This window comes from Candidatus Jettenia sp. AMX1 (genome assembly GCF_030263775.1).
GTDB lineage: Bacteria > Planctomycetota > Brocadiia > Brocadiales > Brocadiaceae > Jettenia > Jettenia caeni.
In genome coordinates, this window is sequence record NZ_SZPP01000035.1 from 1 (window position 1) to 23,220 (window position 23,220).

The following is a 23,220-nucleotide window of genomic DNA, read 5'->3' on the forward strand; positions in this document are numbered from 1 at the left end:
AATGAAAAAATAAAGAAAACGTATAAATTACTACGAAACATAAATGATACGATAAGTTACACATAAAAAAAAGATTGAAAAGATGTGGGTAAGGATGAGTTTAGAAAAGGGGGAAAAGTTTGATATGTTTGATCAGGCAAACTTTTCTCAGGAAAAAATCCTTCCTTCTTTTCCCCCTTTTAAAGGGGGGTAGGGGGGATTAGAGGGGTACATGGACACACATTGCTCTTTCTCCAAAGGAATATCTCCTTTTTCACGGAGCACTATTCTTAGCTTGATGCATATGAGAATAAACCCGCCCCTAACCCCTCCCAAGAGGGGAATAGAAAGTCCCCTCTCGGGAGGGGATTTAGGGGTGGGTAAAAAAGTCGTTGGGTTTTGTCTTGTACAACCCAACCTATTTATAGAGGATAAAATTATGAAAAAGATCATTATTATTGTTCTGTGTTCGATTTTTATTCTTGTGATAGGCGCAGTAGTTACGCCATTTCTTATTGATGTAAATAAATATAAAGCAAAAATTATCGATATTGCGAAACCGCACGTGGCGAGAGATTTGGATTTTGACAGCATAAAACTCACCATTTTGAAAGGGCTGGGAGCGGAGATTCAGGGACTTCATATTGCAGAAAAGCTGGGTTTTGGTACCCATGATTTTCTGAATTTAGAACGCCTGCGGATAAAAGTAAAATTACTTCCCCTTTTAAAAAAGCAAATTCAGGTAAAGGAATTAATCCTGGAAAAGCCGGTAGTACGACTGATAAGGAACTCAAAAGGAGAGCTTAATATCGCAGACCTGATGGGTTCCGGGATAGAAGCGCATGAAGATACGGAAAGCCCGGAGAAAAAAGAGAATGAAAAGAATGGTAGTGAAAATGAGGTGAAAAGCGGAAGCGACCTTTTTGCAGGACTGCTGGTTTCTACATTTACGGTGAACCAGGGCCATATCGATTTTACTGATGAGTTCACCCGGCAGGGAACTACCACAACGACAACGATAGATTTATTAGACATGAAATTCATTGATGTATCCACGAATAAACCGATTCAAATGTATATAACAGCCCGGCTGCCTGGGAGTTCGAAGCAAAACTTCGTGACTAAGGGTACTGTGGGTCCTTTAGGCGATACCCTGGATATAAAACGGCTTTTTATGGATGTTACATTATCTCTCGATGAATTTAATCCGGATGCAGGTAAATCTTACTTTTCTGTCAGGAACTCTTTACCGGATATGAGCTTTTTAGGCTTAGTAAGCATGCAAATGGTTCTGGAAGGAAATATTGATAATCTCAAGGCTGATTGTAACGTGGATATGAAAGACCTTGAGATTATGTATGGCGAAACATTTCACAAGCCAAAATCTGTCCCTTGTCAAATTTCTATGAAGGTAACTAAGACAGGAGATGATATTCATTTAGATCCGTGTGTTATCAGTATGCATACCTTGTCTCTCAAGACATCAGGGAAAATTACCGGTATAACGAACCCGTATTTTGATCTTCTCATGGGCACCGGAGAAACATCCCTGAAAGGTTGGGGATCACTGGTTCCTGCACTGAAAGAGTATGAACCGGAAGGGGACTTTGTTCTTCAGAGCTCTTTGAAAGGAACGATGGAAGACGCTTCTGTTAATCTGCAGTTCTCGTCTCCAAGACTTATGTGTAATCTATCTCAAACATCGGATAATAACCAGAAAGCAACAACTTCTCAAAGTTTTTTTGAATCTATAGATATGAAAGTTCAAGCCGGGAAAAAGCAGAATAACATCACAGGCAATGGCAGCCTCGATGTCAAGAAGGGGAATGTGATGGCTGCTCCTTTTGAGAATATACAGGCACAGTTTGATTACCAGAACGATATGCTTGATATTCGTAAATTTCAAGTTCATGCCTTCCAGGGAAACGTTTCGATGAACGGTAAAGTAAAACCCCGTGAATTTCAATGGAACGTGAAACCGGTTGTTGAAAATATGAATGTGGCAGAAGCTATAGATACCCTCACACAATACAAGGGTTTATTCAAAGGGAGATTTTCCGGATCTTTCACAGCAAACAATGCCGGAGATGATAACCAGAAAGGAGCGATTCATGCTCGTGGGCCATTCCGTATCGATCAGGGGGAAATTATGAATGTAAATCTTGTAGATACAGTCCTGGATGCGCTTTTTGGTATAAAGAGTGTATCTAAATTTCTGGGGAAAGAGGGTGGTGAACTGGATAAACAAAAGGTCACACGGTTTGATTATCTGGATGGTGATTTTTCCATGACCGGTAATAAAATCAATGTAAAGAAGATTGCGTTACATAATATTCATACTGCAAAAGCAACGGATTCTGATGCATTTATAGAAGGGTTGATTGACTATAATACCAGCAGTCTCGACCTTAAGGGCAAGGTTGTTCTCTCCCATGAATATTCTGCTAAATTAGCCAAGAAGGCGGACCCTCTCAATGCCCTCTTTAATCCGGAAAACCGCATGGTGCTTCCCATTACGGTAACGGGAAGTATAAACAAGCCAAGACCTATTTTGGACATACCCTATATAACCAGCGCCATGGCGAAATATTATGGCAGGAAAGAACTGGAAAAATTAGGCGATAAGATAGGATTACCCAAAAAAGGTGATAAAGACCAACAGGGCGAGGAGTCACCCGTAGGCAATATTTTAAAAGAGATTTTAAAATAATCAGGTTTTTAACAGGGTCGATTTACTATCAACGCACTTTATATTGTATTTCAACGGTTGATTTCTATACTGCAAGCCCGGAGGGCTGTCATGATTATAGAGAATGCGCAACCACAAGTAAATAATCCCGAAGGGGTGAAATGATTCGGGGCTCTATTCGGAGTCTACCAGGTAGCCGGAAACTGCAACAGCAGCCACGCCCGAAAAGTAAAAGGTCGCCTGAGGATGCAGCATCATTCTCAAAGGTGCGGAGAAAACAAAAACGTCCGTTGTCCCTGTAGCATTGGTCTTCGTTGCTACGAAATGGTGGAAAGAATTCCCATTAAGGCCAAGTTGAAGAAGTACAAAAAAAGTCCAAAACGCCCGTCTAAAAGGAGTATTATTTATATCCATTCTATATTTCCCCCGTTGAAGTGATTTCAAGAATCTGATGCAGAGCGATATTTACTATTCAGTTTTATGCATAGTAATCTCCTCATTTTAAATTACTATTGACAGAATAGTCTATTTTATTATACATTCACACCCTCATTGCTGCCAGATAATGTCGTCTGGTAAATAAAAGTTTTCTCTTACCCAATAATAATTGGAACGGACTACGTATTGAAGTCTATTACGGAGGATATCTATGGCTAAACAGAAAACCGGTATGGATGGATTGACGCAACAAGATCCTATGAAAAAACCATTTACACCGGAAACTTTGGATTCAACGGTAATCGCAATACCGCTTCTCAAAATGCTCAAAGAGGAGATGCTTAGAGAGGAAATGCTCAAAGAGAAGCAGAAGAAACTTAAAGAAGGTCCGGCGCATAAACCTAAAGTCTTCCCGGTGATCATTGATTTAAACTTAGAGCATCCTACTGGGCGTGATGGGGCGAGAGATTGGGTTATGAAAACAACGAAAGAGATAATCAGTGAAATAGGAAACGATAAAGATCCCGGACATCAGGGAATCAACGAGGTGAAAAGTAAACGCAGCCAGCAATACCTGTTTGCAAGCCTTGAAGGCGATGTGATACGTGAGTTGGTAAAGCGGGATAGCAGAGCAAGAGTAAAGGAACGGGCGATTTATCATATCTGGCCTGATTTTCCCGTTAAATCTCTCATCAATAAATCAATCAGTACCGTGAAGGCCGACGCTGCACAAACTTCATTTTCTGCCTATGGCGAGGGTATTGTGTGGGCAGTGCTTGATTCAGGAATAGATGCGACTCATCCGCATTTTACCTTGCATGATAATCTCAATCTTAAGGATCCGCTCATCCATACAGATTTCACCAAATTAGGTTCTGCAAACCCGGAAGATGCGAAGCAAGATGCTTTCGGTCATGGTACACATGTGGCAGGTATCATCGCGGGTGAAATGAGAGTTAAGAATAAAGGTGGGAAGGAAGGGGAAGCGGAGAAAATCCGGGCGTATACCCGATTGCGCAATGAAGATGGAGAGATATCCTACAACGAACTTACCCTCGATGCTATTTCGGGAATGTCGCCTAAATGTAAGCTTTTGAGCCTCAAGGTGCTTGACGAAAAAGGAGATGGTCTGGCAAGCAATCTTATAGCGGCAATTGAAATGATACAGGAGATTAACGGATATGGTCGCCGCCTGCTGATTCATGGAGTAAATATGAGCGTTGGTTATGACTTTGAGCCTGAATGGTTTGCCTGTGGACAGAGCCCTCTCTGTGTGGAAGTAGACAGACTCGTTCGTTCGGGCGTTGTCGTTGTCGTTGCAGCAGGCAATACCGGTTATGGAGTTGCACAAAGCCAGTTTCGGGGAGTTATCTCAGCCGGTATGGACTTGACTATCAATGATCCGGGTAATGCTGAGCTTGCGATTACCGTTGGTTCGACGCATAAAGATATGCCGCATGTCTACGGTGTTTCTTATTTCTCATCGAAAGGCCCAACTGGCGACGGACGGATCAAGCCTGATCTTGTAGCTCCCGGTGAAAAAATTTTATCCTGTGCGGCGGGTAAGCGGCGCGCAGAAATGAGAGAAAAGATTGGTGATTGCGATTATCTGGAGGAGAGCGGCACAAGTATGGCTGCGCCGCATGTCTCGGGTGTGATTGCCGCATTCCTTTCAATAAGGCGCGAATTCATTGGGCAACCAGAAAAGGTTAAAGAGATATTCCTGTCCACCGCTACTGACCTGAAGCGTGAGCGATATTTTCAGGGATACGGCCTTGTAGATTTAATGAGGGCTATTCAATCTGTATAATGAAGGGAGGATAGTATGCAAGACTTGAAAGGTTTTCCTTATTTTGAAGTGGAATTTAGCAAGAGGGGTGAGGTGCATGATCAGAATCAGGTGAAAGAATTGATAGATTTTCTCGCACAAAGCGGTACCTCTGATCTGTTCGTCATCTCGCATGGATGGAATAATGATATGTGCGATGCCCGCAATCTTTATACGCGGTTCTTCGGCTGTATGCGCCATGTGATAAATTCGGGGATAATGGCCGGTATCGACGCGCGTAAGTTTGCCATTATGGCTGTACTCTGGCCCTCAAAGAAATTTGCTGAGAAAGACCTCATTCCAAGCGGCGCTGCAGGCGCTGAATCGCCGATAACCAACGATCTCCTCAGGCAAGAGCTTGAAGAAATGAAGGGTGTATTTGATGATCCCCAGGCAGATGCGGTTCTCGATAAGGCAAAGCTGTTGGTGCCAAAACTTGAAGATAGCCCGAAAGCCCGGAAAGAGTTTACTGATTTGTTGCGTTCAATACTGCCGAAAGAAACCTCTGTAGATATTGACGCATCGAGTGATTTTTTTAAGCTTCCCGGCGATGAGGTCATCAACCGCCTGAGTAAGCCTGTACCGATCGTGGAGTCAAAACCGATATCAAGCGGCAGGGCCGCAGCAGGCGGGAGCGGTTCATCTGTAAGCATGGGAGGCGCGGCTGGACTCATACAGTTCTTTAGCGGAATTAAATCGGGTGTGCTTAACTTGCTCAACTACTTGACGTACTATGAGATGAAGGAGCGATCAGGTATCGTTGGCAGTACGGGAGTAAATCAGGTGCTCAGAAAAATCCTTGCTCAGAATCCGGATATTAAGACTCACTTAATCGGTCATAGTTTTGGTGGCCGCCTGGTCACTGCTGCCGCTGCCGGGTCTGAAGGTCAATTGCCTGTTAAGGTGAGTACGATGACACTCTTGCAGGCGGCCTTTTCGCATTATGGTTTCTCGGAGCATTATGACGGAGTGAATGATGGATTCTTCCGCAGGGTGATAATAAACAAAACGGTAACAGGACCGATCGTGATCAGTTGTACCCGAAATGATAAGGCTGTTGGGAAGATGTATCCGCTTGCTTCATTAATTGCAGGGCAGATTGCAGCAGCGCTTGGCGACAAGAATGATAAGTACGGTGGCATTGGCCGTAACGGCGCCCAGAAAACGCCCGAAGCCAGTGAAGGTATCCTCCTTAATCTTAACAGCCAGGATTCTTATCAGTTCCAGCCGGGTAAACTGTATAATCTGAATTCCGATGCGGTCATCAAAGACCATTCTGATATATGCCATAACGAAATTGCATACGCGATATTTAACGCGGTTGCAAAGACGTAGCACGGTTTAAAACAGAAGACTACAGGGAAATAGTTACGGACGTATCATCTTTGTATGAGGTATCTTTGTGTTCCGCATTTTATCAGGAGAATCAATCACATAGGGTTGGGTCTCACAATTCCCTGTTTAGGGATCTTAAAGTTATGATGGTAGAGAATCGATCATAAAGCAGTGGGCAGCCGAAGGCAACCGTTAACCTCATCGGCTGTTGGGGCGGCGATATGCCACAGGATACAAGATGTCCGCACTAACGGCGGTGGGATTCATTAAGGATGCCTCCCAGCACGCCGCGCAGGATTTTCCGGCCGATCTGGCTGCCAACAGCTCGCGCAGTTTGCTTTGCCATAGTCTCAATCATCCCCTGACGACGCTTGGTACCCCACAACCATTCTCTCAGCCTGACGCCAATGTCGCTACTTTTTTCAGTTTGCGGGGTGGAAGGGCCGGGGGGTGCGGCATCAGGCGCTGAAGCGGTCACGCCTTGCGTTTTACGGGCGAGAATTTCGTGCGCCGATTCCCGATTGATTGCATTGTCATACTTAGCTCCAACAGGACTGCGAGAACGCACTACAGCACGCTCTTCCGGCGTAATCGCTCCCATGCGGCAGCGCGGAGGGCAGATGAGAGTGCGTTGTACCGGCATTGGAATGCCTTTCTCCTGCAGAGTCGAGACCAGCGCCTCACCAGTGCCAAGTTGTGAGATTACCTTGGCTACATCTATGCCTGGGTTCTCCACGAAGGTCTCAGCCGCCGTGCGTACCGCTTTCTGGTCCCGCGGAGTGAAGGCGCGTAATGCGTGCTGAATGCGGTTACCGAGCTGGCCAAGGATGTCGCCGGGTACATCGTCGGGGAACTGCGAGCAGAAGTACACTCCTACGCCTTTGGAACGGATGATGCGCACAACCTGCTCAACTCGTTGTTTCAGCGCCGGCGGTGCATCGTCGAATAATAGGTGCGCCTCGTCGAACATAAACACCAGCCTGGGTTTGTCAAGGTCGCCAACTTCCGGCAGGTTTTCAAATAGCTCCGACAGCAACCACAGCAGGAAGCTTGAATACAGGCGTGGCTTCAGGATTAAGTGATCAGCGACGAGGATGTTGATCATGCCGCGGCCATTAAGGTCAGTACGCATGAGGTCGGTGAGTTCCAGCGCCGGTTCGCCGAAGAAACAGTCACCGCCGTCCTGTTCCAGGCGTAAAAGGGCGCGCTGGATTGCGCCGACTGAAGGCATACTGATGCAGGAAGCTGAGCAAAGCACGCAGATCGTCAAGGTCGAGCAGTAGCCAGCCATAGTCATCGGCCAGCCTGAAGGCTATATCGAGCACGCCGGATTGGGTATTGTTGAGCTCCAGCATACGGCTGAGCAGGGTAGGGCCGATCTCGGATACAGTGGCGCGCACCGGATGGCCGTATTTGCCATAGAGATCCCAGAATACCACCGGGTTAGGTTCGTCAACGTAGCCTTCGACACCGATCTGCTGTACGCGTTGCATGATCTTATCGTTCAAAGTACCGGCAACAGCGAGGCCGGCGATATCGCTTTTCACATCAGCGAGGAACACTGGCACTCCCAGACGCGAAAAGCCTTCCGCTATCACCATCAGTGACACCGACTTGCCGGTACCGGTAGCACCGGTCACTAAGCCATGACGGTTGCCGTATTTAACAAGCAAGTGAATGGGCTGCTCACCCTTACCGATAAGTATTTGGTCCATGTTCGATCTCCTCTTTGAGGATAGTAATTAAGATAATTAAAGTATTATATCAGAAATTATACAAAAATTGTGGTCAGGTACTTACTTTATCTCTTCAATGTCTGAACACATTTTTGCCTGATCCGCAGAATAGGGACAGGCAGAAGAACAGTTCTGTGGCTGAAGCCAGCACTGTCCATCATGTTTGCATTGGCATATCTTCAATCCGTTCCGTTTGAGCTGGTTAGGCCAGGACGTAAAAAATGGCAACAGGGCATTACTCGTCGATGCAAACGCCTTTTGGGCATCCTGAATACTTTGTACTTTCTCCAGATCCTCTGCGCCTGCAAAGATATGCTGCATCATATGATGGCCAGCGCCTTTTGATTCGGTTTGCATGGCTTGCCGGGCTGCATCTGTTAATTTTTGGGCTAAATCTGTAATGCCATGCAAATCTTTCTTTACTAAATGATGATAAACTTCCTGATACGTTGCGATGATCGATTGAAGATGAACAACGGTCTTTTTCCCGATGGTAATTACAGCTTCATGAGAGTGATCGTGGCCTTCATGGGCAGAAATAGTATGATCGTACATGAAAAAACAATAAAAAAACAATAGGGTTGTCATGTATTTTTTGAAATAACTATTTTTAAACATCGTTGCCTCCTTCTCATGTAATGTATAGGAATTTAAATTCTGTAGGGCAACCCTTCAGGGTTGCTATCCCGGCGTATATATTCTGGTGGGGGAGCAAGGCTAAAGCCTTGCCCTACATTTTACCTAATTGCCGAAGGTTGGATTTAAAAAGATATTGAACAGGTAACTATTGCCCTGTATTCTTCCAGACCCTCAGCGCCTTGTTGATCGGATTCGTTATTCAGGTCTTTCCATGTTGGCAGCTTGATAAGCACTCCAACACTGACGTATTTGCTAAACGTTGCCCTTAAACCCGGTGAAAAATAAAGGATTGTTCCACCCGTGTCATCCTCTTTTTCTCTGTCTTCGTTCTCATCTTTCGTCAGATGAAGCATGTTCGATTCTGCAATAATATCGAGTCGGGAGAGAAATCCGTTCTCTTTCTCGTAAATTTCATAACCGCCTGCTACGTTAAAGCGGATTTCGTTGCCTGGTTTGCCATCATTATGCTCGGTAAAGGTAGTAAGCGATGTATCCCCGGTAAGGGTAAATTGAGGAAAGATCATCTTCGATGCGGCAAAGCCGAAATTAAAGCTGGGGGCGCCAAATCCAGGTTGCATGCCCATATCAAAAGTATTTCCTTTATCATTACGATTAGAGGTAGTGCCACTCGGTACGGTAAAGCCTGCAAGTAATGACATCTTGATATCGTCTGTACTGTATTCTTCACCATAAGAGTCTTCCGGCCCGTAGCTATATAAACCGCGGATACCATCTCTTTCGCCAATTTTAAAGCCATACTGAACAATAAATCCCAAATCTCCCAAACCGCTCGACATGCCCAGGTTGTCCTGATCCTTTATGGCTACTGGTAGTGTGGCATAAACACTTAAAGCATCAGTAAAACCATAACCAACAAGGGTATTGAAAAACGTAAAGGTATCAATGTTTTCCGGTTCCGCATGGTCCCTGTGTTCGAATGGTACGTATTCAAACTTTTCGAATAGTAAAAAATTTCCTTTACCCAGAGCTAACGGAGAAGCCGTTTCAATAGGCGCTCCAGGCCCAAACGCCGTAGAAACCCCGCCATGATGGGCAAAACTACTCTGTAAATGTATTATAAAGATAAAAATGAAAAAAATAAAACATACAAAATAACGATGGTGTCTTTTTCCTGCTAACATTCTATCTCCATATCTTTAAATTAGGTAATGATAATTATCAAAATCTTCTCTTTTCCAATGGCATCTGAGAAAAATACACAAGACACATAGGTAACATATTTATAATATTCGTGCTACTAACATCAAAAAAAATATTTATTTATCTCCTTATTGCCTCCATTCCATATTGTTTTAATGCATATTCATCATGAACTAATTCATTGGTAGGTTTGTCTGCCACGATTTTTCCTTTGTCCATGAGAACGCATCGTTGTGTAACTTCCAGAATTAAATGTAAATCATGAGAAGCCACCATAATGGCTATTGGTAAACCTTTGAGATAGGTAATTAATCTGCGCCGGTTCTTGTGATCAAGATCGTTTGCCGGCTCATCAAGGATCAACAATTGCGGTTCCATAGCCATTGCAGCGGCTAAAGCAACACCCCGTTTCTGCCCGCCGGATAAATGATGCGGAGGCCGAAGGCTTACTTCCTTCAATTCAAAATATGCCAACCATTTTTCTACCGTCTCGTGGGTTTTTTGTTTTGACCAACCTAAATTTCTCGGACCAAAGGCAATTTCTTCCCAGACGGAAGAACAGAAGAGCTGATCGTTTACCTGTTGAAACGTCAGTGCTACGTGACGTCTGACTTCATTAATGTTCTTATGCTCAGCAAGAGTGCGGTCTAGCACTTCCACATATCCTGAATTGGGTTTTAGCAAACCATTCAGATGCCAGAAGAAAGTAGTTTTGCCAGCCCCGCTTGGTCCGATTACTCCCACTTTCTCATGCTGATGAACGGATAATGACAGATCAGATAGCGCCAGCCCTCCATCTTGATATCTGAAAGATAAATTCCTGGCACGGATAACACAGGACATAGCAAATTACTCCAAACCATACAATACACATAAGAATAAAGAGAAAAGACAAACTACCATAAGGAACTGCAACGGTATCTTCAGCAAGGGAAGGTAACATACCGCTAAACCCGCGGGATTGCATGGCTCGTTCGACGTTTTCAGCCTGTTCAAAACTTGCTAATAGCAAACAGCCGATTCCTTCCGCAATATTGCGCAATTGTAAAGGATGTATACCCTTTTTTGCCCCACGGGATGCTTGTGCGGCAAGCATCATCTTTAACCGTTCTGATAAGATTGGTAAAAACCGCGCAGTAAATGCTACTATATGTATCAAAACAGACGGTACCTTTAACTTTTCAAAGGTTAACAAGATTCGTTCGAAACCAACCCAGCTAATCCAGGTGACGACCCACAACCACATAGACAACATCTTCGTTATCAAGACAGGGGCAAGAGAACGTCCCTCCTCTGTCCAAAGTAAAGTTACACCCGTTAGCAGGAAAAAAATCAATACACCCTTACAATGCCATGCGGTGATAAACGTTTTTCTTACCACGAACGCAGCTAATACATTAATACTCACGAGACAAATGAGAAGATAAAAGAGATTATTGAGCAACCCAAGTCCTGTGAGAATTAGTAAAATAAGTATTGTGCCAAGCCGTGTTGAAGGAGGAGATATATCCATTGCAGTTTTCAGGTTTTGGATTTTAGATTTAACAGATGTCTTATAATAAGACCGCCTCCGGCAAGGACGACAATTCCTATTGTAATGCGAATACCGAAATAATCAAAGAAACCTTTTGTTGTTTCATGGAAAACTTCTTGCCATGCAATTCGTGTAAGGTGCCCACCTGGTGCCTCGACAATAACAAATTCAGGTTCTCCCTTTATGTCTTTTGGTAACGTCCACATCCCTTTTTCATTCAATATATCTCTGGCAAGTATGATACCATTCTCATCCACAACAGTAACCACAGCGCCAGAGGCCGGGGAATGATCGCTGAAATTGGCATGTAACTTTCCTCCTTCGGAAGATACATAAAGTCCGTGGGCGTTTGCCACGGAAGGCAGTAAAAAAAGGAGGGAAGAAATACAGAAAAGAACGATCTTCATATGACAATTCCCAGTAATGATGGTTTAACTTTTTGGAGAAAAAATACTAGCCAAAAACTGATAGCGCCTTCTACGATAGCGATGGGAATATGACCCAGAAAGACTAGTTTGGCGAGAGGCATAAGCGCCGTATGAGTCGTGGATAGCGCTACATAGAGTAAAATAGCCGAAATCAGGATAGTTCCTCCTCCGATAAGTGATCCTATCCATGGACGTTTTTTAGGGGAAGATTGTTTTATCCAATGACGTCCAAGCATTCCCATTATGGCGCCAGGCAATGCCATAATGGAAATATTGATTCCCAAAACTGTCAGGCCACCAAAGCCGATTAACAATGCCTGGAGTAAAAGACCTACTGTTACTATGGTTAAAGCGCCCCAACCAAGTAGCAGCCCGGCCATGCCACTGAGCACAAGATGCATACTGAATGGCCCGACAGGTATATGGATTGTTGAACCAGCAAAAAAAGCAGCCGCAACTACCCCGTAAGCGCCTACCTGATCAGCTCGCAAACGGCGAACAGATATTACCAACGCGGGTAAGGCTATTGCCCAGCCTATTCCAACAACATATGGGGAGAGAATCCCGTCACTGATATGCATCAAAAACCTCCTCCAATGGTAATACAGTTATTATTTTAGTGTTACTGCTATAAAAAATAAGTCCCCTGCCTTTTGCCTCGCAAAAGGTGGGGGACTTACTCCTGTTTACAGTATTTCTTTTCCTGTTGTTGTCATCGCAAACCCGCCGTGTTTTACCCCTTTTGCAGATTTTAACTTCCCGTACAATTCGTCTATTGCTTTCGGTTTGCCTTTTACCACAATGATCTCTAAACAGTTATCATGGTCCAAATGGATATGCTGGGTAGAGAGGATGATGTCATGGTAATCATGCTGGATATCGATAAGGAAATTCGTTAATTCCCTTTTATGATGATTATAGACAAGGGTAATTGATCCGGTAACCTCTTTCCCTTCCTGCCACTCTTTTTTAACCAGGTCATCTCTAATCAGGTCTCGTATGGCCTCTGAACGGTTCGTGTATTTTTTCTCTTTTATACACTCATCAAACCTTTGCAGCAATTCCTTTTCGAGAGAGACTCCAAATCTTACTAAACTTGACATAGTATTCCTCATTATTATTGATGCTACGGTTTTTAATATTGTAACACTGATAGTAGTAATGTCAATGGGTTTCTCATATTTTCGATAAGCCCTCAGGTAACCTTTTTCGGTACGGCAAGTGCAGGTATTGTAATTTTAGGATAATTATAGTATCAAATAGATGAAACCGGACGGAATATAATGAAACCAAATACAATGAGTCATGATTTGATTGTGCCATTACGGACAAACGAGTTTGTCCGTGCCACCCTATCAGAAATACGTTCGGTTTCATATCTTGAGTACTATATGTAACGGATATATTGTATTTTCTTACAAACTGTTAATGGTTTGGTGCATCCTCATCCAGTGTATTTGGTATAGCCTATTGCAACGTCTATTTTAATTTGCGGAAATTATAGCTGATGTTATAAAATAGCAAAGATCTGTTAAAAGCTTTATTGAAAAATTATTAGAGGTCATCCCAAAACCTTAATTTAGTATGGAGAATCATGTGAAGATAAAGAGAGGTTTCCATACAGAAACAGGTTTTGGGATAGCTTCTCGTGAGAGGTAACACATCACATTGTGTGACAGCACACTTCTGTGGCAAGATACACTTTTACCATTTTCATAATTTATTATTTTTTCCTTGAGGAGGAAATATGAATGCCAAAGCTGTTATTGCATATAGTAGCTGGAATACTTAGTATTCTTTTCTTTGAGGGCTGCATGGGTACTCCCCGCGTTACGGATCCAAAAGAAACGGCAGTAGAACAGTTGCTTTTGAGTACCGCTGCCGACCGGGCTTTGATGGGAATAAGTTTAAAAAAACTGGAGGGAAAGAAGGTATTTGTTGAAGAGCGGAGTCTCGAAGGCGCTGACAATGTATACCTAAAATACAAGGAGGTATTTCTTGAAACGCAGGATTTTGAACATGCAGAAAAGGCATACGTGATTGGCCTGGTATCGATCTTGTTGGGGAAGCACGGTGCGTTGATTGTTGAAGACAAAAAGGATGCCGGGGTAATCGCCGCAATCACTACGGGCGCATTGTCTATCGATCGCGCCGACTCCTTTGTGGGTGTGCCGTCATTTACCCTACCAATCCCTCTTGCCGGAAATCTTGGGACCCCGGAAATAGCCTTCTATAAAGCTGTCAAGCAGTCAGGCATTGCTAAATTTGCCATCAATATCTATGATAAGTTTACCGGTGAGCAATTGCTTGCCGTTGGACCTATCAGCGGTTTTGCATACCTTAATTTTCGAAAGGTGCTCTTCTTTTTTTCTTTTCACACGACGGACATCCCGGAAAAGAAAAAGTGGTGGTATACTCAACCATAGAATCTGTTGTATGATACGAATTTTTTCTCTTGTATTCTCTGTATTTTTCAGAGCAGCATGTATTTTTCTATTTCTCCCTTTATGAGTTCGTGGTAGTATTATCCGTATGGAAGATACAATAGGAACAGATTTTATAAAATTTCTTGGCACCGCTGGCGCAAGAATTGTAGTAGCCAAACAATTACGCGCTTCGGGCGGGATGTGGTATTCCTTGCTCGGTGTGAATGTTTTGGTTGATCCTGGTCCGGGATGTTTAGTCAGGTGTGTTTCCAGTAAGCCAAAGATGGACCCTATGAGATTAGACGTTATAATCCTGACGCATAGACACCTCGATCATGCTGCTGATGTAAATGTAATGATTGAGGCAATGACTGAAGGCGGATTTAAAAAACGTGGTATCCTTTACGCACCGGAAGATGCATTAACAGAGGACCCCGTGGTGTTTCAGTATGTAAGGAGCTATATATCACATATAGAAATTGTGAAAGAGGGAGGGCGTTACCAATTATCTGATACGGTTTCTTTCGAGACGCCAATAAAACACCATCATCCAAGCGAGACATACGGCATTAATTTTTCTACTCCAAAGTATACGATCTCACTGATCGTAGATACCTGTTATTTTCCGGAATTATTGAAATATTATAAAGGGGACATCTTGATTGTTAATGTAGTTCGCTATACGGTAGATAAAGATACGAAGAAATGGCTTTACCATTTGAGCATAAGAGACGTGAAGGAGATAGTAACAGCCCTGAAGCCTAAAGTAACGATATTAAATCACTTTGGTATGACTATGGTCAAGGCGCAACCCCATATAGTTGCAGAGCAGTTGGCAAAGGAAACAGGGTTAAGAATTATCGCTGCTGGAGATGGAATGAGATTTAACTTAGCAGATATTGAAAGCTGGTAGGGTACATTTTAACTTATCTTAAGTTTTGTAATAGTGTCAATATCGTCTTTTATTTCTTTAACTTCTTTGATTTCCTCTTCGACGCCTTTAAAACCCTGTTTGAGATTAGCAAAACTTTTCCCCAGTGATCTCATCGTACCGGGTAGTCTTTTGCCAAATATAATAAAAGTAATGACGCCAATCACGATCCATTCCCAACCACCGGGCATAGAAATCATTATAATCCTCCTGTCTTTTATTTCCTTCGGGTAACGATATAATCTGCCAATTCTAAGAGAGCGGTTTTATATTTTGAATCCGGAAGCGGAGCAATTTCTTCCTGTGCCTGCTTTACGATATTTTTTGCAGTGCTGAAGGCATATTCAACGGCATCATGTTCTGTTAACAATTCAAGAATAGCAGCCTTTGTCTCTTTCACATCGTTTTGGAATATCAGTTCTCGCGTTGTCTTGAGCTTGTTTTTTGGTAGCTGATTCACGAGATGTATGAGAGGTAACGTAAGTTTACCCTTCTGTATATCCGTGTTTAACGATTTACCAACTTCGTCCTCAGTGCCCATCATATCAAGGCAGTCATCAACAATCTGAAAAGCAATACCGATCTTTAAACCATAATTGGATAACATATCTAATACCTTGCGGTTAGCTCCGGCAAATGCAGCTCCCAGGCGGCAACTTGCAGCACAAAGGGAGGCTGTTTTTCTCTCGATAATATCGAAATAATCATTTTCACTCAGTTCAATATCATAACGCCTTTGAAGTTGAATTATTTCTCCTTCACTCATGATATTAACGGTTTGAGAAAGCAGAAGGGTCGCAATTTGAGAATCAAGGGCAGAAAGTATAGTAAAGCCTCTGGAAAACAGATAATCCCCAAACAAGATAGATATCTCTCTTCCCCATTTCGAGTTTACACTTTCAACATGTCTTCTCATAGATGCTTCATCAATAATATCATCATGAACAAGGGTTGCAGTATGAACCATTTCTACTACGACTGCAAGGTCAATATGCTGAGGCAATATATCACCGGCGCATTTCCCCGACAATAATACCAAAGCGGGCCGCAACCTTTTTCCCTTATATTTACTGATATGAGAGATAAGATCAGCTAATGAATTGCTCTCGGGTTTTAATTCTTTATAAAATCGATTTTCAACCTCTTCCATATCGGCTTTGATTGAGTCGAAGATACCCACTGTTTCCACAATTAACGATCTCCTTCTTTGTAATATTGGTAAAGATAATAAGGGCTTATATTATCAAGCGATAGAGAAAAAGTCAAACTTCTTTTCGATATTAATGTATTTGCGTCTTAAGTAATTTACAAACAGCATCAAAGACATCTTCTGAAGTGATGGAATTAATACAGGTAATATGATTACACGTCCTTTTTTCACAAGGGCGACAGGGGATGTCTTTCTTTACAATTACAGCGTTTTTGCCATAAGGGGCGTAAATAACGGGGTCTTTGGGGCCAAAAATCGCAACGGTAGGGATCCCTATGCATGAAGCAATATGGGTGGGACCGGTATCACTGCCGATAAAAAGATTCGCATAGCGGAGTAATGCAATTAATTGCTTCGCCGATGATGTCTTGCATGCAGCAGTAGCCTTATAATGCATGAGAGAGATAATTTCCTCTACCATTTTGTATTCAAGCGGGCCCCAGGTAAAAATGACTGAATAATTAAGTTCCTGTATTAGCCGGTCTGCAAGAAGGGCATAATTTTTAGGTTGCCATCGTTTATATTCACCAAATATGCTTGTTCCCGGGTGAATTATTGTAACAGATTTTTGATTATGATAATTGTGGTGAATAAAATCCTGAATATAGAGGCGGTCAGTATCCGGAATTGAGAATACAGGCCTTTGATAACTCGCCTTTATACGTAAGCCCTGTAAAAGGTTGAGATATTTATCAATCCTGTGCATCTGTTTCTGTTGCGGTGTAATCCGTAAATTCGTGAAAATAAAGTTAAATTCTTTGCAATATCCTTGAGAAAAACCAATTCTTGTTCTTGCGCTGCTCAGATAGGTTAATAATCCACTTTTAAAATTGCCATGAAAATCCAATGCGATATCATAGTTCTTTTTTCTTAATTTTTTAAAAAACATCCGCATTTCTGAGATGGTTTTAACATATTTCTGAGGGTGTTTAAGAGCGGTTTGCCATTGTTTCCTGGGGAAGACAATAACTTCATCTACCTCCGGGATACATTCAATGAGGTCTTTTAGTTTATCCTCTACCAGCCATGCAATATGGGCGGAAGGGAACGTTATTCTCAGGTTCTTTACTGCAGGTATAACGTGGATAATATCGCCCATTGCTCCCAGGCGAACAACCAGGATATTTTCTGGATTGTTGAGTTGTTTTTCCATTGATGTGTACATGAAAAGATTTTCTGCGAAAGATTTAGGTTAATGCTATAATAATCCTTATAAAAAATCTTTTCAATAGCAATCCAGTTCCAATTAAGTTTGTATTCATTTATATCCTTGTATATAATATCCGCAATAAAAAGCAAGGGTTGCAAAGAAAGGTACATAACAGATTATCATTATGCTACAGAAGCAAAAGATACCGGCATCTTTTTCAATAATCAGGAGGGGCGGTACAACCATATTGGTAAAAGCGGGGTACAAAGAGACCATACTGAACATGATCTTCGATACAAAACCTGTGCATGAGAGATATGCAGGTACACCGAACATAAAATCCGGAAGGGGAAGTTATGTATCAGTCCCTGTTACGGGAAATAGTGGAGAAAGACTTATTATCAGGGATTATCGGCACGGTGGTTTATTTGGCAAACTTCTTGGGGGTATTTTTTGCAATAAATCCAGACCTTTCAACGAATTCTCTCTGCATGAATACGCTTCTCAAAAGGGTGTACTATCTGCTGAAGTGATTGCTGTAACCAAGAGAAGAGTATGGGGTTTATTTTATAAGGCAAATTTTATAACGAAGGAAATATCCGGCGCAGTCGATATTGCTCAATTTCTTAAAGAATCCTCCTTGTTATATATCCGGAAGTCCAAAAAATCCATAATTTCTGCCCTTGCGAGATCAATACGGAATATGCATGATGCAGGTATATATCACGCAGATTTGCATATAAAAAACATACTTTTGAAAAATGATTCTCATGATGAGTTTACTGTGTATATCATAGATTTAGATAAATCGGTTATTTTCCCCACATTCCCTATCAATGAAAGAATTAAAAATTTATTACGTCTCGATCGCTCTCTGGAGAAAATACGTTGGATTACTGATAAAGATGCGGAGAAAAACAGGAATAATTCTTTTTCTAAGCCTCATTCGGCAGGGGGAATAGATAACATGAAACAGGGATTTTCAGACAAAAGGTATCCATGCAATGCATTGATATCCCAGGATGTAGCAGGCGAGGAAATAAAAGCGGTATCGTTAGGCCAAAAAATAAAATTAATTTCTAAAACAGATAGAGTTCGGTTTTTAAAAATGTATCTGCGGTATAGTAATACCCCTGATAGAGATTGGAAAGCATATATTCGTCAATATCAGTCTCATCATTCTCTCCATAAATTATGGTGGCAGATTTTGGGTCTTTCAGGAAAGTAAAGGTCATCGTGATGATACAAAATATTCTTAGTCCAATTATTTCATATCTTATTGGTAGTATTCCCTTCGGATTTTTAATCACAAAGATGGTAAAAGGTGTTGATATCCGGCAATTCGGTAGCGGAAATCCGGGAGCAACGAATGTTGGAAGGGTATTAGGTAAGCCTTATGGTATATTAGTGTTTATCCTGGATATGTTAAAGGGTTTCCTGCCTGTTTTTCTTTTTGACCGATTATTTTCCGGATATGGACACAATCTGACGTTAATATTGTGTGGTATGGGTGTAATCTGTGGTCATACGTTTCCTGTCTTCCTTAATTTTAAGGGGGGAAAGGCTGCTGCAACCAGTTGCGGGGTATTTTTGTGGTTGGCGCCTTTACCACTTATTATTTCGGCTGCGGCATGGTTATTGATAATCACCATTTCCCGTTACATATCTCTGGGATCTATGCTTAGCTCAATAGTATTAGTTGTATGTATAATACTGTTTGGTAAAGATCCCTTTGGTCAGGGGCTTTATCTGACGTTATTCTCAATATTCATTTCCATACTTCTTATTGTAAGGCATAAGTCAAATATTGAAAGATTATTGCGTGGTACCGAGAGTAAAATTGGCGGGAAAATTAAATCTCATGATTTAGGTTGAAGGGTAATCATATTTTTCCCTTAATGGCTCATTATGAAATATCCAAAGGAATTTGACACCTGTCATGCATTATGATATTATAAGCACTTTATTTAAATAAATTTACAATCATTACTATATTTCATGAAAGATGGAGAGAACTAGCATTGGCAAAGGAAAAACAAATTGTCGTTGGTTCCAGAGGTAGTAAACTCGCTCTAATCCAGACAAATTGGGTTATATCTGAACTAAAACGATTGAATCCTGAATTTGAGTTTCAAATTGAGAAGATAACTACAAAGGGCGACAAGATTACAGATGCTCCCTTATCGCGTTTAGGTGGAGTTGGTTTATTTACGAAGGAATTGGAAGTAGCCCTCATTGAAAAAAAAATCGATATCGCCGTTCATAGCGCCAAAGATGTACCGACAGAGATCCACGGGGAATTAACTGTGGGTGCAACACCCAAGCGTAAGGATCCTCATGATGTCCTTATCAGTAATAATAATGCTACCCTGAAAGAATTGCCTAAAAATGCACGTATTGGTACCAGCAGTCTCCGCAGAAGGGCGCAGTTGCTTGCTTTTAGACCAGATCTCAGGGTACTGGACCTGCGCGGTAATCTGGATACCCGGCTTAAAAAACTCGAAACAGATACTATGGAAGCCATTATTTTAGCCCATGCAGGATTGATCAGGATGGGTTATTCGGGTCAAATCAGCCAAATACCTTTCGATATCATGTTGCCGGCCGTGGGTCAGGGCTCACTTTATATAGAAATCCGTAAACACGATAATCGTATTGAGAAAGTTGTTTCTGGCATCAATGATCCTGAGACAAGAATTGCCGTAGAAGCAGAGCGGGCATTGATGGCAAGGCTTGAAGGTGGATGCCAGGTTCCTATCGGGGCACATGCACAGGTGCAGGGGAATGAGGTATATCTTGAAGCGATTATTTGCTCGGTGGATGGTATAACTGCCGTAAGAGATAATCACCGTGGTCCTGCGAATCAGGCAGTAAAGATAGGGAATGAACTTGCTCAAAGGATGTTAGAAAATGGTGGGATGAAGATTTTGAATGAGATTCGGCAGGAATTTCAGAAAAATATAAACCATATATAAAAGAGTATCGATTTTACATTTTTCTTTCTGTGAGAAAGAAGAAGAGAGCCTATGATGACACTACTATCATAGGCTTTTTTTGTTTATAAATGTACTGTAAACCTTTGGAAGAAGCACGGTTTCTAAAGATTATTTCCTGAATCTACACCTGAGAAGTATTCTAAAATTATAGGAGAAAAAATTTGATTCACTTCATTTCGGAACAAAAATATTTTGGTAATACCCTCTTAGATTACCTCATAAGCATAGGTATTATTATCGTATTAGTGCTTACTATCAGGGTTCTAAAAGGTATTATTCAGAAGCGATTAAAGGCATGGATTGAAAACACAAAAATCATCATTGATGATGTTATTATCTCAGGGATTGAAAAATTCATTATTCCCTTACTTTATTTTTGTGCTTTTTACTTTGGATTAACCTATTTAGACCTGAGTACATCAGTAGCAAAAATCTTTCATTCTGCTCTTGTTATAATTGTTGCTTTCTTTATCATTCGATTTACTGTTGTGATTACCCACTATGTCTTTAAATATTATTGGGAGAAGAGGGTTGGCGATAAAGAAAGTATGAGAAACTTGAGGGGGATATCGACTATTGTAACTATTGTAGTTTGGGGACTCGGCCTTCTTTTCCTTCTCGATAATCTTGATTTCAGGATTTCAGCAATTATAACGGGACTTGGCATTGGTGGTGTTGCTGTAGCTTTTGCAGCACAAGCGGTATTAAGTGATTTTTTTGGTTACTTTGTGATATTTTTTGACCGTCCTTTCCAGGTTGGTGATTTTATCATTGTTGATGATAAAATGGGAATTGTTGAAAACATCGGTGTAAAAACAACAAGAATCACAAGCGTAGCTGGTGAGCAAATCGTTTTTCCCAACTCCCGCCTTACAAGTTCCCGTATCCATAACTATAAGCAGATGGAAAGGAGGCGGGTCCTTTTTACGATTGGTGTAACATATCAAACACCTCTCCAAAAATTAAAAGAAATGCCCGGTATTATAAAAAATATTATTGAGAATATTGACGATGCCGTATTTGGCCGCGCACATTTTCAATCATATGAAAACTCTAGCATGATTTTTGAGATAGTTTATTACATTACTGGATCTGACTTTAATAAGTATATGGATATCCAGCAAAGGATTAATTTTCGTATTTATGAGGAGTTCGAGGCCCGGGGAATTGAAAGGCCTACCCTACTTAAACTTCATTCCTGATAAAGAAAGTAAGTAATTGAAAAGGTCGTTTTTGTAACAAAAATAGTTATTTTGGTGAAACTGTTTATGGTAGGATTATCTCATACCATAATAGGAGATGTTTATATGACTACTACAACAGTAAAAAAGACTATTTCTCTTCCGGCAAAACTGGCAAAAGAGGTAGAAATGATAGCTGAAGAGGAAGGGAAGACATTAAGTGCAGTAATTCAAGATGCTTTGAGGATTACAAGGAAGGAAAGATTAAAAAAGGAATTTTATGAAATTCAGGGCTATTGGAGTCGCAGGGCAAAAGAAAACGGTATTCTCACCGAGAAAGAACTTGAGAAATATCTTAAAAAGTGAAAATTGTATTTGACTTAAATATCTTCATCTCTGCTTTTGTTATCCATGGCAGTAAAGCAGAAAAGGCCATCTTGCGAGTAATTGAAGGCAATGATACGCTCTTAATTTCGAAGGAAATCATCAAGGAGATTTTAGAAGTACTTTCCACGAAATTTCAGCGTGACAGAGAAGCTATTAGCCATGTAGCAGTTTATCTATCTGATATTGCACAAGAGGTAAAACCATCGAAGAGAATTCGTGTTTTCAAAGATGATCCCGATAACAGAATCCTTGAGTGCGCTTTCTATGGAAAGGCCGATACCATAGTGACGGGTGATAAAGAAATGTTAGAATTAAAAGAATACAAAGGGATAAAGGTTATAAGCTTAAAGGAATATTTGAGCTTAAAGTAACCAATAATTCAGGGATGATCTCAGGGAACACCACACTATTAATTTTGGAAATTCTTATTCTTCTTTTGAGCAATATATGCTGTAATGGAGAAAAGATGAACAGTGCAACGGCAAAACAATGACCTATGGTGTATCTATGTACGGAGGAACATAAATGAGTTCAACGGTGTTTCGCTACAATCGGTATAGATTTTTATTTCTCCCAAGAGAAGAGCGAAGGATGCATGTGCATGTATGGTCTTCTGATAGGGAGGCAAAAATATGGTTGGAGCCCAAGATCAAGTTATGAGTAGGGTGGATTAAGCGATAGCGAATCCACCTTTTCTGTAAATATTGTTGGTGGATTCGGCGTAAAAACCAACGCCTTAATCCACCCTACCGCGAACCCGCTTAAATAAAATGAAAATTCCTATATAATTAAATTATCAGTAAATAAAGGATTGAAACAGAACGAAATCAGTGAATTACTTAACATAACAAAGGAACGAATTCATGAAATCAAAGAAAGTTGGAGAAAGCACTTCTCACGTTGAAGTAACCAACATATCAAATCATGGGATATGGTTGTATGTCAAAGGTACTGAGTATTTTTTACCATTCGAAGATTTTCCGTGGTTTAAGGAAGCAAAGATAGGTGAGATATTAGAAGTAGAGCTTTTCCATGATAACCACCTGAGATGGGAGAAACTCGATATAGACCTTGAAATAGAATCATTGGTAGACCCTGACAAATATCCTCTCGTATATCACAACTAAAGATTCAGAATATTTGCCACAAGATTCACTAACAAAAGTACCACA

24 protein-coding genes and 1 pseudogene are annotated in these 23,220 nt (G+C 41.4%); 13 read left to right on the forward strand and 12 right to left on the reverse strand.

The features are described from left to right. Window positions 1-418 precede the first annotated feature (418 nt). Window positions 419-2,689: an AsmA family protein gene (locus tag FBQ94_RS11105; RefSeq protein WP_007221482.1), complete on the forward strand. Its 2,271-nt coding sequence runs from the start codon at window positions 419-421 to the stop codon at window positions 2,687-2,689. 153 nt (window positions 2,690-2,842) lie between these two features. Here FBQ94_RS11105 and FBQ94_RS11110 read toward each other — a convergent pair whose 3' ends face one another. Continuing rightward, window positions 2,843-3,082: a hypothetical protein gene (locus FBQ94_RS11110; RefSeq protein WP_040543655.1), complete on the reverse strand. Its 240-nt coding sequence runs from the start codon at window positions 3,080-3,082 to the stop codon at window positions 2,843-2,845. Window positions 3,083-3,317: 235 nt separating this feature from the next. Here FBQ94_RS11110 and FBQ94_RS11115 point away from each other — a divergent pair, with 235 nt between their 5' ends. Both FBQ94_RS11115 and FBQ94_RS11120 read left to right on the forward strand, forming a co-directional pair. Further along, window positions 3,318-4,916 carry a S8 family peptidase gene (locus tag FBQ94_RS11115; protein ID WP_007221483.1) on the forward strand — a complete coding sequence of 533 codons (1,599 nt, stop codon included), beginning with the start codon at window positions 3,318-3,320 and terminating at the stop codon, window positions 4,914-4,916. 15 nt (window positions 4,917-4,931) lie between these two features. Then, on the forward strand, window positions 4,932-6,269 hold the full coding sequence (locus FBQ94_RS11120) for an alpha/beta hydrolase family protein (RefSeq protein WP_007221484.1): 1,338 nt from the start codon (window positions 4,932-4,934) through the stop codon (window positions 6,267-6,269). A gap of 247 nt (window positions 6,270-6,516) precedes the next feature. On the opposite strand, the pseudogene FBQ94_RS11125 reads toward FBQ94_RS11120, so the two are convergent. The 8 genes and pseudogenes from FBQ94_RS11125 to nikR form a co-directional block, all read right to left on the reverse strand. Beyond that, window positions 6,517-7,984, reverse strand: a pseudogene (locus tag FBQ94_RS11125) (helicase HerA-like domain-containing protein). A gap of 81 nt (window positions 7,985-8,065) precedes the next feature. Further along, entirely contained in the window at window positions 8,066-8,623 is a 558-nt protein-coding gene (locus FBQ94_RS11130; protein ID WP_007221486.1) for a DUF3347 domain-containing protein, read from the reverse strand. Window positions 8,624-8,766: 143 nt separating this feature from the next. Further along, window positions 8,767-9,786, reverse strand: a complete 1,020-nt coding sequence (locus FBQ94_RS11135; protein WP_007221487.1) for a transporter — start codon at window positions 9,784-9,786, stop codon at window positions 8,767-8,769. A gap of 139 nt (window positions 9,787-9,925) precedes the next feature. Further along, on the reverse strand, window positions 9,926-10,648 hold the full coding sequence (locus FBQ94_RS11140) for an energy-coupling factor ABC transporter ATP-binding protein (RefSeq protein WP_040543656.1): 723 nt from the start codon (window positions 10,646-10,648) through the stop codon (window positions 9,926-9,928). Continuing rightward, window positions 10,581-11,318, reverse strand: coding sequence for an energy-coupling factor transporter transmembrane component T family protein (locus tag FBQ94_RS11145; protein WP_007221489.1), 738 nt, complete (start codon window positions 11,316-11,318; stop codon window positions 10,581-10,583). Before FBQ94_RS11145 ends, FBQ94_RS11140 begins: the two co-directional genes overlap by 68 nt. Before the next feature lie 8 nt (window positions 11,319-11,326). After that, window positions 11,327-11,746, reverse strand: coding sequence for a type 2 periplasmic-binding domain-containing protein (locus FBQ94_RS11150; protein WP_007221490.1), 420 nt, complete (start codon window positions 11,744-11,746; stop codon window positions 11,327-11,329). Beyond that, window positions 11,743-12,348: a cobalt transporter CbiM gene (gene cbiM / locus FBQ94_RS11155; RefSeq protein WP_007221491.1), complete on the reverse strand. Its 606-nt coding sequence runs from the start codon at window positions 12,346-12,348 to the stop codon at window positions 11,743-11,745. The genes FBQ94_RS11150 and cbiM overlap by 4 nt, the downstream gene beginning before the upstream one ends. 105 nt (window positions 12,349-12,453) lie before the next feature. Then, complete coding sequence (nikR, locus tag FBQ94_RS11160; RefSeq protein ID WP_007221492.1) at window positions 12,454-12,870, reverse strand: nickel-responsive transcriptional regulator NikR; 417 nt, start codon at window positions 12,868-12,870, stop codon at window positions 12,454-12,456. 648 nt (window positions 12,871-13,518) lie between these two features. On the opposite strand from nikR, the gene FBQ94_RS11165 reads away from it, so the two are divergent. Together FBQ94_RS11165 and FBQ94_RS11170 are read left to right on the forward strand one after the other, a co-directional pair. After that, complete coding sequence (locus tag FBQ94_RS11165; RefSeq protein WP_007221493.1) at window positions 13,519-14,193, forward strand: DUF6655 family protein; 675 nt, start codon at window positions 13,519-13,521, stop codon at window positions 14,191-14,193. Between the two features lie 106 nt (window positions 14,194-14,299). Further along, window positions 14,300-15,106: an MBL fold metallo-hydrolase gene (locus FBQ94_RS11170; protein WP_007221494.1), complete on the forward strand. Its 807-nt coding sequence runs from the start codon at window positions 14,300-14,302 to the stop codon at window positions 15,104-15,106. An 8-nt stretch (window positions 15,107-15,114) separates the two neighbouring features. Here FBQ94_RS11170 and FBQ94_RS11175 read toward each other — a convergent pair whose 3' ends face one another. The 3 genes from FBQ94_RS11175 to FBQ94_RS11185 all read right to left on the reverse strand — a co-directional run bounded on the left by FBQ94_RS11175 (window position 15,115) and on the right by FBQ94_RS11185 (window position 17,499). Next, on the reverse strand, window positions 15,115-15,324 hold the full coding sequence (locus FBQ94_RS11175; protein WP_007221495.1) for a Sec-independent protein translocase subunit TatA/TatB: 210 nt from the start codon (window positions 15,322-15,324) through the stop codon (window positions 15,115-15,117). A 17-nt stretch (window positions 15,325-15,341) separates the two neighbouring features. Continuing rightward, window positions 15,342-16,313, reverse strand: coding sequence for a polyprenyl synthetase family protein (locus tag FBQ94_RS11180; protein ID WP_007221496.1), 972 nt, complete (start codon window positions 16,311-16,313; stop codon window positions 15,342-15,344). Window positions 16,314-16,404: 91 nt separating this feature from the next. Next, entirely contained in the window at window positions 16,405-17,499 is a 1,095-nt protein-coding gene (locus FBQ94_RS11185; RefSeq protein WP_007221497.1) for a glycosyltransferase family 9 protein, read from the reverse strand. Window positions 17,500-17,668: 169 nt separating this feature from the next. Between FBQ94_RS11185 and FBQ94_RS11190 the strand changes: the two genes are divergently transcribed. From FBQ94_RS11190 to FBQ94_RS11220, 8 genes are all read left to right on the forward strand, one after another. After that, complete coding sequence (locus FBQ94_RS11190; RefSeq protein WP_083849247.1) at window positions 17,669-18,712, forward strand: lipopolysaccharide kinase InaA family protein; 1,044 nt, start codon at window positions 17,669-17,671, stop codon at window positions 18,710-18,712. Window positions 18,713-18,723: 11 nt separating this feature from the next. Next, a complete protein-coding gene (gene plsY, locus FBQ94_RS11195) occupies window positions 18,724-19,359 on the forward strand; it encodes a glycerol-3-phosphate 1-O-acyltransferase PlsY (protein ID WP_007221500.1) in 636 nt (211 codons plus the stop codon). 146 nt (window positions 19,360-19,505) lie between these two features. Further along, window positions 19,506-20,459: a hydroxymethylbilane synthase gene (gene hemC, locus FBQ94_RS11200; RefSeq protein ID WP_007221501.1), complete on the forward strand. Its 954-nt coding sequence runs from the start codon at window positions 19,506-19,508 to the stop codon at window positions 20,457-20,459. A 182-nt stretch (window positions 20,460-20,641) separates the two neighbouring features. Next, window positions 20,642-21,682: a mechanosensitive ion channel family protein gene (locus tag FBQ94_RS11205; protein ID WP_007221502.1), complete on the forward strand. Its 1,041-nt coding sequence runs from the start codon at window positions 20,642-20,644 to the stop codon at window positions 21,680-21,682. Between the two features lie 105 nt (window positions 21,683-21,787). Then, window positions 21,788-22,027, forward strand: a complete 240-nt coding sequence (locus FBQ94_RS11210) for a ribbon-helix-helix protein, CopG family (protein ID WP_007221503.1) — start codon at window positions 21,788-21,790, stop codon at window positions 22,025-22,027. Continuing rightward, window positions 22,024-22,419, forward strand: a complete 396-nt coding sequence (locus FBQ94_RS11215) for a putative toxin-antitoxin system toxin component, PIN family (RefSeq protein ID WP_007221504.1) — start codon at window positions 22,024-22,026, stop codon at window positions 22,417-22,419. Before FBQ94_RS11210 ends, FBQ94_RS11215 begins: the two co-directional genes overlap by 4 nt. Window positions 22,420-22,573: 154 nt before the next feature. Continuing rightward, on the forward strand, window positions 22,574-22,708 hold the full coding sequence (locus FBQ94_RS17480) for a DUF4160 domain-containing protein (RefSeq protein WP_352246690.1): 135 nt from the start codon (window positions 22,574-22,576) through the stop codon (window positions 22,706-22,708). A 203-nt stretch (window positions 22,709-22,911) separates the two neighbouring features. Continuing rightward, entirely contained in the window at window positions 22,912-23,175 is a 264-nt protein-coding gene (locus FBQ94_RS11220; RefSeq protein WP_007221505.1) for a DUF2442 domain-containing protein, read from the forward strand. Window positions 23,176-23,220: the final 45 nt, after the last annotated feature.

What these genes read in the sequence shown, in the direction of transcription:
- FBQ94_RS11105 (WP_007221482.1), top strand. Translation starts at nt 419, where the DNA reads ATGAAAAAGATCATTATTATTGTTCTGTGTTCGATTTTTATTCTTGTG.
- FBQ94_RS11110 (WP_040543655.1), bottom strand. Translation starts at nt 3,082, where the DNA reads ATGGATATAAATAATACTCCTTTTAGACGGGCGTTTTGGACTTTTTTT.
- FBQ94_RS11115 (WP_007221483.1), top strand. Translation starts at nt 3,318, where the DNA reads ATGGCTAAACAGAAAACCGGTATGGATGGATTGACGCAACAAGATCCT.
- FBQ94_RS11120 (WP_007221484.1), top strand. Translation starts at nt 4,932, where the DNA reads ATGCAAGACTTGAAAGGTTTTCCTTATTTTGAAGTGGAATTTAGCAAG.
- FBQ94_RS11130 (WP_007221486.1), bottom strand. Translation starts at nt 8,623, where the DNA reads ATGTTTAAAAATAGTTATTTCAAAAAATACATGACAACCCTATTGTTT.
- FBQ94_RS11135 (WP_007221487.1), bottom strand. Translation starts at nt 9,786, where the DNA reads ATGTTAGCAGGAAAAAGACACCATCGTTATTTTGTATGTTTTATTTTT.
- FBQ94_RS11140 (WP_040543656.1), bottom strand. Translation starts at nt 10,648, where the DNA reads ATGTCCTGTGTTATCCGTGCCAGGAATTTATCTTTCAGATATCAAGAT.
- FBQ94_RS11145 (WP_007221489.1), bottom strand. Translation starts at nt 11,318, where the DNA reads ATGGATATATCTCCTCCTTCAACACGGCTTGGCACAATACTTATTTTA.
- FBQ94_RS11150 (WP_007221490.1), bottom strand. Translation starts at nt 11,746, where the DNA reads ATGAAGATCGTTCTTTTCTGTATTTCTTCCCTCCTTTTTTTACTGCCT.
- cbiM (WP_007221491.1), bottom strand. Translation starts at nt 12,348, where the DNA reads ATGCATATCAGTGACGGGATTCTCTCCCCATATGTTGTTGGAATAGGC.
- nikR (WP_007221492.1), bottom strand. Translation starts at nt 12,870, where the DNA reads ATGTCAAGTTTAGTAAGATTTGGAGTCTCTCTCGAAAAGGAATTGCTG.
- FBQ94_RS11165 (WP_007221493.1), top strand. Translation starts at nt 13,519, where the DNA reads ATGCCAAAGCTGTTATTGCATATAGTAGCTGGAATACTTAGTATTCTT.
- FBQ94_RS11170 (WP_007221494.1), top strand. Translation starts at nt 14,300, where the DNA reads ATGGAAGATACAATAGGAACAGATTTTATAAAATTTCTTGGCACCGCT.
- FBQ94_RS11175 (WP_007221495.1), bottom strand. Translation starts at nt 15,324, where the DNA reads ATGATTTCTATGCCCGGTGGTTGGGAATGGATCGTGATTGGCGTCATT.
- FBQ94_RS11185 (WP_007221497.1), bottom strand. Translation starts at nt 17,499, where the DNA reads ATGTACACATCAATGGAAAAACAACTCAACAATCCAGAAAATATCCTG.
- FBQ94_RS11190 (WP_083849247.1), top strand. Translation starts at nt 17,669, where the DNA reads ATGCTACAGAAGCAAAAGATACCGGCATCTTTTTCAATAATCAGGAGG.
- plsY (WP_007221500.1), top strand. Translation starts at nt 18,724, where the DNA reads ATGATACAAAATATTCTTAGTCCAATTATTTCATATCTTATTGGTAGT.
- FBQ94_RS11210 (WP_007221503.1), top strand. Translation starts at nt 21,788, where the DNA reads ATGACTACTACAACAGTAAAAAAGACTATTTCTCTTCCGGCAAAACTG.
- FBQ94_RS17480 (WP_352246690.1), top strand. Translation starts at nt 22,574, where the DNA reads ATGAGTTCAACGGTGTTTCGCTACAATCGGTATAGATTTTTATTTCTC.
- FBQ94_RS11220 (WP_007221505.1), top strand. Translation starts at nt 22,912, where the DNA reads ATGAAATCAAAGAAAGTTGGAGAAAGCACTTCTCACGTTGAAGTAACC.